11 protein-coding genes and 1 pseudogene are annotated in these 6,450 nt (G+C 37.1%); 2 read left to right on the forward strand and 10 right to left on the reverse strand.

Going from position 1 to position 6,450, the window contains the following annotated elements; all coding sequences use genetic code 11:
* Positions 1–290: 290 nt before the first annotated feature.
* The 6 genes from ACFIJP_RS08330 to ssb form a co-directional block, all read right to left on the reverse strand.
* A complete protein-coding gene (locus ACFIJP_RS08330) occupies positions 291–875 on the reverse strand; it encodes a hypothetical protein (protein WP_375626914.1) in 585 nt (194 codons plus the stop codon).
* Between the two features lie 3 nt (positions 876–878).
* On the reverse strand, positions 879–1,199 hold the full coding sequence (locus ACFIJP_RS08335; protein WP_375626929.1) for a hypothetical protein: 321 nt from the start codon (positions 1,197–1,199) through the stop codon (positions 879–881).
* A 319-nt stretch (positions 1,200–1,518) separates the two neighbouring features.
* Entirely contained in the window at positions 1,519–1,914 is a 396-nt protein-coding gene (locus tag ACFIJP_RS08340) for a type II toxin-antitoxin system HicB family antitoxin (protein WP_375626916.1), read from the reverse strand.
* Positions 1,911–2,111: a type II toxin-antitoxin system HicA family toxin gene (locus tag ACFIJP_RS08345; RefSeq protein ID WP_007553727.1), complete on the reverse strand. Its 201-nt coding sequence runs from the start codon at positions 2,109–2,111 to the stop codon at positions 1,911–1,913. The genes ACFIJP_RS08340 and ACFIJP_RS08345 overlap by 4 nt, the downstream gene beginning before the upstream one ends.
* 67 nt (positions 2,112–2,178) lie before the next feature.
* On the reverse strand, positions 2,179–2,715 hold the full coding sequence (locus ACFIJP_RS08350) for a hypothetical protein (RefSeq protein ID WP_375626918.1): 537 nt from the start codon (positions 2,713–2,715) through the stop codon (positions 2,179–2,181).
* A 10-nt stretch (positions 2,716–2,725) separates the two neighbouring features.
* Positions 2,726–3,178 (reverse strand): single-stranded DNA-binding protein, encoded by a 453-nt coding sequence (gene ssb / locus ACFIJP_RS08355; protein ID WP_375626920.1) that lies wholly within the window; start codon positions 3,176–3,178, stop codon positions 2,726–2,728.
* Between the two features lie 302 nt (positions 3,179–3,480).
* Between ssb and ACFIJP_RS08360 the strand changes: the two genes are divergently transcribed.
* Together ACFIJP_RS08360 and ACFIJP_RS08365 are read left to right on the forward strand one after the other, a co-directional pair.
* The gene (locus ACFIJP_RS08360) at positions 3,481–3,672 is read left to right on the forward strand and encodes a hypothetical protein (protein ID WP_004859817.1); all 192 of its coding nucleotides are present in this window, start codon (positions 3,481–3,483) and stop codon (positions 3,670–3,672) included.
* 67 nt (positions 3,673–3,739) lie between these two features.
* Positions 3,740–4,168, forward strand: a complete 429-nt coding sequence (locus ACFIJP_RS08365) for a type II toxin-antitoxin system HicB family antitoxin (protein WP_375626922.1) — start codon at positions 3,740–3,742, stop codon at positions 4,166–4,168.
* Between the two features lie 41 nt (positions 4,169–4,209).
* Here ACFIJP_RS08365 and ACFIJP_RS08370 read toward each other — a convergent pair whose 3' ends face one another.
* The 4 genes and pseudogenes from ACFIJP_RS08370 to ACFIJP_RS08385 form a co-directional block, all read right to left on the reverse strand.
* Positions 4,210–4,758 carry an antA/AntB antirepressor family protein gene (locus tag ACFIJP_RS08370; RefSeq protein WP_375626924.1) on the reverse strand — a complete coding sequence of 183 codons (549 nt, stop codon included), beginning with the start codon at positions 4,756–4,758 and terminating at the stop codon, positions 4,210–4,212.
* Positions 4,759–4,992: 234 nt separating this feature from the next.
* Entirely contained in the window at positions 4,993–5,340 is a 348-nt protein-coding gene (locus ACFIJP_RS08375; RefSeq protein WP_375626926.1) for a hypothetical protein, read from the reverse strand.
* Between the two features lie 177 nt (positions 5,341–5,517).
* Positions 5,518–5,931 (reverse strand): hypothetical protein, encoded by a 414-nt coding sequence (locus ACFIJP_RS08380; RefSeq protein ID WP_375626927.1) that lies wholly within the window; start codon positions 5,929–5,931, stop codon positions 5,518–5,520.
* Positions 5,915–6,450: pseudogene (locus ACFIJP_RS08385) on the reverse strand (hypothetical protein); the annotation flags it as partial. The gene ACFIJP_RS08380 and the pseudogene ACFIJP_RS08385, both read right to left, overlap by 17 nt.

The following is a 6,450-nucleotide window of genomic DNA, read 5'->3' on the forward strand; positions in this document are numbered from 1 at the left end:
AATGTCAAGAGTAAAAATAATTTTTATCTAAAAATAATCGCATACTGTACAGTGTACATATTGAAATCATTATTTATCAATGAGTTAAATGTACAATGTACAGTTGATTTGAAAATTCTGTCGCTAGCGATAGTTCGCGCTCGTCCGCCCCGCAACAGACCCAACCCGCTGGGAAGTACCTTTTGTATTGATTTTATTGACTTTTTTCTGGGAAAAACCAAAGCGCAAGTGATAATCTGCTTTAAAAATTACAATTAAAGTGAGTAGTGTGTTGACATAGCTTAAGAACATTATTTAGCTTTCATCTTGGCGGCATATTCTTGACGAGCAAGTTGGTACTGTATGTTTTCGATTAGTCTTTCATTGGCTTTTTTTACAATAGCACTTGCAATTTCTGGCTTGGACATCACCCCAGCAATGGAGGGTCCTTTTTGTTTTGCAATGGGGAATTGATCTCCATCGGCTCTTTGAAACACATTCCCATTCAGCTTTTTTAATTCAACGCGCTTTGGAAAACTCCCACCTTTGATAAAAGCATGGGGTAAGATTTCTTTCTTTCCAAACAGTGTGTAAGTTACGCCGCGTTTTGTTTCTCTTGCTTGAAAAAATTTAAGAGGTATTGGTGTTCCAGAACCAATGATATCTGTCTCAAGAAACCTTGCTGTCGCCTTTTCTTTAATATAAACACCTCTTCTTATACGCTTTATTTGGGCTGATGAGATGTCTGCAACTTGCTTTTCAGTAAAGCGTTCAACTTGTTTTGCTGCAGTGTTTAGAGCATTACGCAGAGCCCAATTAAGGCGTGGTGCTTGAAGGTTTGTGAAGGTATCTTTTACCTGTTGAAGATACCATTTTTGGTGGATAATTAATTTCAACTTCTAAGCCTTTTTGGGGGTAGGTGTTGATGACTTGGAAGTTTTAGGTGCTTTTGGTTTTTCGAGTGAGGTTTTCTCTGTCACTGGTTCAGATGATGTTTGTACGGCTTCTGGTTCTATCTGTTTAATTTGTTCAACCGCCTTGTCAGGTTTTGCTGTTGTCTTGACTTCAACAAAAAGTTTTGCAGCATTAGCGCGCTTGAGACGTGCGTAGACTTGATTAGAAACTTCAACAAATGGATTATTGGGTGTTGATGGTTCAAAGCGAACAGTGCTTTTATTGTCTCCAACAACACACATTGGCTTAGTGATGACAGCTTTCATCATTGCTCCTTTTGAGTCATAATTAATGACATCATTAGTCAAATATTGATTTTTATTCTGTGAAAAATTGATTAACCAGAATTACCTAGAAAACGGGGCTTTCTAGCCACGTTTCAAGTTCACATTTTACTGAATTTTTGAGGATATTTTTGAATTTTAGACACAATACGACTAGTGCCGTGTCGTCATTAAATACGATTTTTTACACTATGTCAACAAAAAAAATCATGATCTTGTATTTTTTTTATTTTTTTTACCTAAATATGGTGTTTTTAGAAACAAAAAGGTATGTATTGACACAGCTAAAAAAGAAGAAAATCTAAATATTAAGCTCGTGACGCGCTGCTGTTGCCAAAAAAGCAGATCTTGTTAAACCTCTTTCTTGTGCACAATCATCAATTGCACGCAAAAGCCCTCTTTCAATAGATATATTCGTACGTACCACTTCTGCATCATTTTCAATAAAGGGGACTTGTATTAAAAAAGCTCCTTCTGACAAAGCTGTTTTGACAGATTCCCGTTGTATGACTTCTTCAAATTTTGAAGGAATAGGCACTATATCTATATCTTCACAATAAAGTTGAAGTGCTTCTGTTGCATTTGCGATTAAATTTTCTTCCTCATCAGTAGCAGAAAAAAGCCCCTCAAAATCAGGAAACTGAACACCAAAAGCAGAATCTTCATCTTTATGAACAAGAGCAAAAAATCTTTTCATTTTTCTTCTCCTTTTTTTAACCAACCTGCTTGTTGTGCGATAGAACGTGCTGTACCAATCGGAAGATTTTTTTTAGGATGTGGAACAATAACAACCTTACCATCTTTTTTTAATTTATGATGAGAACCTTTTACTTTGACAAGTTCAAAGCCATCACGCTTTAATTTTGCAATGATTTTTCGGCTATCTTGTTCCATTCCCTAAACTAACGATGTGTAAATATATACACATTTTAATGATTTTTCATCTGATGTCAATTCTTTTTTAATGGCTAAAGTGCTTATGAAGCGCATTAAGAACAATACGCAAAGAACTAACAAGATGTGTTAGCGATTGATCTTCTATAACAAGATATTGTAATGCAGCATAAAGATTATACTTTCTATAGAGGTGTTGTGCTTCTTTGATAGCCTCTTTCGTCAATTCATAACAATGAGTTGCTCTTTCAATCCACCGTTTTTGTGCCTCCTCATTTGATGAAGGAGTAAAGTTATCATAAATTGCATTAGGCAATCCTTTTGCACATAGGTAATTGTTTCTCACTTCAAGATATTTTTGTGCAGCATCATATTGGTCTTGATTAATCACACCTTGCAGATAAAGCCGCCCGATATAGGTGCCGGAAAGCGGATTTTTAGCCTCTTCTGTGGTCAAGCAGAAGCGTTTGGCACGCATTTCAATTGCCAATTTATCCATGGGTTCATGCGGTGTTTTTGCTCGTGAGATGCGTCCATTTGGTTCTCTGATACATCCTTTAATCCGAGGACGACCACGTTTTGCATGTTTTTTTCTTTTAGCCATATTTTTTCAATCAGAATGGGACGCTATCGTTAAGAGCTGTTCTATAATCTTGAGCACCTGAAGCGATAGCATAATTTTGAGAAGTAATAGGTGAAGGGGTAGGGGATGCTGATTGATCTTTCTTTGCATCAAGCAAATACAACTCGCCTTTGAATTGTGGTAAGACAATCTCTGTTGTGTAACGGTCATGCCCATTTTTATCTTGCCATTTGCGTGTCTGTAATTTTCCTTCTATGTAAACCTTTGAACCTTTGTTTAGATATTGAAGTGCAATTTTTGCTAAATGCGGATTAAAAATCACCACGGAATGCCATTCTGTTTTCTCTACTTTTTGATTGGTTTTTTTATCTGTATAGCTCTCAGAAGTCGCTATACTAAAATTGACTATTTCTGCTCCAGAATTCATTGTTTTGCTTTCGGGATTAGCACCAAGGCGCCCGATTAACATCACTTTATTTAGCATATTTGTAGCCCCATTAGATTAGCAATTTATACATAAAAAATCTTAGCATAATTTGCGTATTTATTCAATTATTTCAGTTTATTAATAACAGTTTTTTAATGTATTACATTATAATATTATTTGACAAATTATTCATCAAAAAAAACATGTCACACAAATGGCACGGCTTTCTTATTTCTACTTTTAACTTTTCAATAAATATTCTTTCATTAAGAGTCTGTATCAAACTTTTTTGTTCGATTTATTGTTGACTATCGAACCTTTTTGTGCGATATTCATTTTATGCAGAAAGGGGAGGCTAAATGAAACGAGAAGCACTGCTTAGAGAGTTACGTAAAGAAGCCAGAAAAAGAGGCATTCATTACAGTGAAGCTCCTGATGCAGGTAAAGGGTCACATTATTTGGTAACTTTTGGAGATAAGACAACCGTTATAAAATCTGGTGAATTGACCCCACTTTACGTGAAAATAATAAAAAAGCAGTTGGGGGTATGAGTTACTCTCTCAACGGCTTTAATTTTTCGTTTCAAAAGCATTTTGATCATGGCGAGGAGACCTAAACATGGAGTACACGTATCAAGCAAAACTGGAATCTGATCCAGATGGTGGTTTTATTGTAACCTTTCCAGATGTACCAGAAGCAATAACAGCTGGAGAAAATAGAACTGAGGCATTAGAGAATGCTGTTGAAGCTTTAGGGTTAGCATTACGGAGCTATCCTATGCGCGGTTTACCTTTACCAGTACCACAGCAATATAAAGACCTTGTAGAGGTCACGGTAGATGCGTGGAATGCTCTTAAACTTGCAGTGGTAGAAGCCTTTAATGAAGCGAATATCACAAAAACAGAATTGGCTAATCGTTTGGGTAAAAAAGAAACAGAAGCAAGACGCATTCTTGATCCAAATTATCCAACTAAGCTTCAAACATTAGAGCAAGCACTGAGTGTTCTTGGCAAGCAAGTTGTTATCACAATCAAAAATGCGGCTTAACTTCCTCCCCACTTTTAAAATGGGGAGTTATGTTTTTAAATCTAAGCTGCTTTTACGGCAGACCTTGCTAGAACCTGTTTTGCTTCTTTAATGAGAGCTTTATATTTTCTGTTTTCTTCATCTACTCTGAAGGCATCAAGAAGACGCACATGAATTGGACCTAAAAGATATAAAACTTTTTCACCAGCGTTCATATCTTCCCAATAGCTTGGCAAATCAAAGCGCGTATCACGATTATAATCAACAGATTGGTTTCTCAGTTTCTTTTCATACTCAATAAAGTAACGGCGTGCTTGACGTCCTTTCTCATTGCGTTCAACCATTGAGAGCTCTTTCGCCATGTCTAGAGTGAGATGATATTCTATTGCTGTAACAGCTCTAGATTTTGCGCTTCCCAATTTTGGGAACCGCAAATCTTGTGTTTTTATGAAATCTTTACCTTCTTCAAATGTATATTGATTAATACGATCTGTAATCCAAGTAGCGAAACGTTTTCCTATTTCCATGAATGCGTGTAACTCACGCGCATTGACCGTTTGCACAATTTCTTGTTCAATAATTTTTTCTGATATTTTAATGAGTGTGTTCATAATATTGGTTCCTTTGTTTTAAAAGTTTAAGTATCCAGGGCTAAAACAACCGAACCAATTCAGTCCTTCACATCTTTAGGTTACCCTTGGACATACATGTGAAGACCCTGGAATAATAAAATGAAGGGCAACAGATCTTTCGGGATACTGTTGAACCGATTGGTTACAGGTGTTTTAAGCCTGCCTCGTAACCTAATGGCTTTTAAAAATTTGTCAAGTTGTTCCTGATATGAGTTAGCATCTAATCATTGTTTTTTCAGAAGCTTCCGATAATTTTTTGATCTCTTTATTGATCTCATCTATAAGAGGTTCGTAATTGAGAACGCTTTTCGGAATATTTCCACCGTAAACCCAAGCTTTTACTTGCGCTTTGGTACTAAAATCGGCATTCTTAGGTGTTTTGTAATACTGTCCGCCATCAAACTTTTCACACTCTCTTGTGCCGTCTTCATATTCGTAGAGGTTGTAAAAATACTCCTCTGCTCCGCCCCCCCAAGGAACATAACCAACAGCTGTCGCAACAAACTCTTTTTGCATGGGTTGTTTACGTTTTTTTAAGAACAGGTCTTTTAATATTCTCATGTTTTTAGTCCATAATTTTACCAATTGGTATATTTGCCTAAAATTTGACTGTACAGAGCGTTTTATATTGCAGATATGGTTTTCATCGTAAAATCTTTAAATCGCTTTGTAAGGTGCTTTTTTGTCGATTTAAATGCATGTCTAATCGTAAAATGATCAGCACTTTTCACTAGTTTGCTAACCTGCAATGTTTTTCACTGTTCCCCTAAGACCAGTTAAAGTTTCTTCAAGCTCTTGCTTGTGAACAAGCGTTAGTGGTCTAAAATGCTCTTTCGCTGTTTTTTCTTTGAGTGTTTTCTCACGTGTGTTTTCAATTGCTCTACGTACAGTTTCGGCTTTTGAAAGAAGGGTATTTTCTAGTGTCTGGCAATAAGTTAAAAGCTCTCCACAAGTTGGCATAAATGTTTTTGATATCCCAATTGCTTGACCAGTTACGATATCTTCAACGCCCTTTTTCAGAGCATATGACGAAATGCGGTCCAGCATCATGCCATAGGATAAAACGACGGCTTTAGAGTCTGTATTCGCAGGGACTCTCATGCTTGAGAGTAGGAAAGAAGCTTGCTCAATTTGCTTAACTGAAGCTTTCACAGAGAGCAACGCTTGTAGACGATTGCAAGCATCTAAGGTTTGCGCTTCCTCCTGTTTTGTCAATGTATTCCCAGCTTTCAGCGTCAATGGATATCCCGGACTGATCATTTCCATAATCTTCTCCAGATGAGAGATGATCTCTGAGTTCGTTGAAGCCTTCTGCAAGCTGTTCTGTGAAAGTTTTCTGAGTGAATTTTCCATGATAACCTCTAAGTGTTTGTGTTTGTTTCTTGGATAGCGCTCCGTACTCTGGATGTATAATCCAGTTTCGCCATGTCGCCGGCCAATCTGTTTTGTTTGCATTTGCTCCGGATTTTGCCAGCCAAAAATTTCTGAACCGTTCGATTTCTAACAGCGCCTCATCATGGGTTAAGCCTTTATCGATTGCGTATTGCAAATTAGGTTTGAAATCATCTGGCAATCGACAACCGCGATTAGCTTGCGCTCGTTTTGCTTTTTTGGGAACGTTCTCTTGCTCGTGAATGGGAGGTTGGTTGTCTGATGAGGTTTCGATTTGCT

The sequence above is a fragment of the Bartonella sp. MU37NMGALS genome (assembly GCF_042194015.1).
GTDB lineage: Bacteria > Pseudomonadota > Alphaproteobacteria > Rhizobiales > Rhizobiaceae > Bartonella > Bartonella grahamii.

What these genes read in the sequence shown, in the direction of transcription:
- ACFIJP_RS08335 (WP_375626929.1), bottom strand. Translation starts at nt 1,199, where the DNA reads ATGAAAGCTGTCATCACTAAGCCAATGTGTGTTGTTGGAGACAATAAA.
- ACFIJP_RS08340 (WP_375626916.1), bottom strand. Translation starts at nt 1,914, where the DNA reads ATGAAAAGATTTTTTGCTCTTGTTCATAAAGATGAAGATTCTGCTTTT.
- ACFIJP_RS08345 (WP_007553727.1), bottom strand. Translation starts at nt 2,111, where the DNA reads ATGGAACAAGATAGCCGAAAAATCATTGCAAAATTAAAGCGTGATGGC.
- ACFIJP_RS08350 (WP_375626918.1), bottom strand. Translation starts at nt 2,715, where the DNA reads ATGGCTAAAAGAAAAAAACATGCAAAACGTGGTCGTCCTCGGATTAAA.
- ssb (WP_375626920.1), bottom strand. Translation starts at nt 3,178, where the DNA reads ATGCTAAATAAAGTGATGTTAATCGGGCGCCTTGGTGCTAATCCCGAA.
- ACFIJP_RS08360 (WP_004859817.1), top strand. Translation starts at nt 3,481, where the DNA reads ATGAAACGAGAAGCACTGCTTAGAGAGTTACGTAAAGAAGCCAGAAAA.
- ACFIJP_RS08365 (WP_375626922.1), top strand. Translation starts at nt 3,740, where the DNA reads ATGGAGTACACGTATCAAGCAAAACTGGAATCTGATCCAGATGGTGGT.
- ACFIJP_RS08370 (WP_375626924.1), bottom strand. Translation starts at nt 4,758, where the DNA reads ATGAACACACTCATTAAAATATCAGAAAAAATTATTGAACAAGAAATT.
- ACFIJP_RS08375 (WP_375626926.1), bottom strand. Translation starts at nt 5,340, where the DNA reads ATGAGAATATTAAAAGACCTGTTCTTAAAAAAACGTAAACAACCCATG.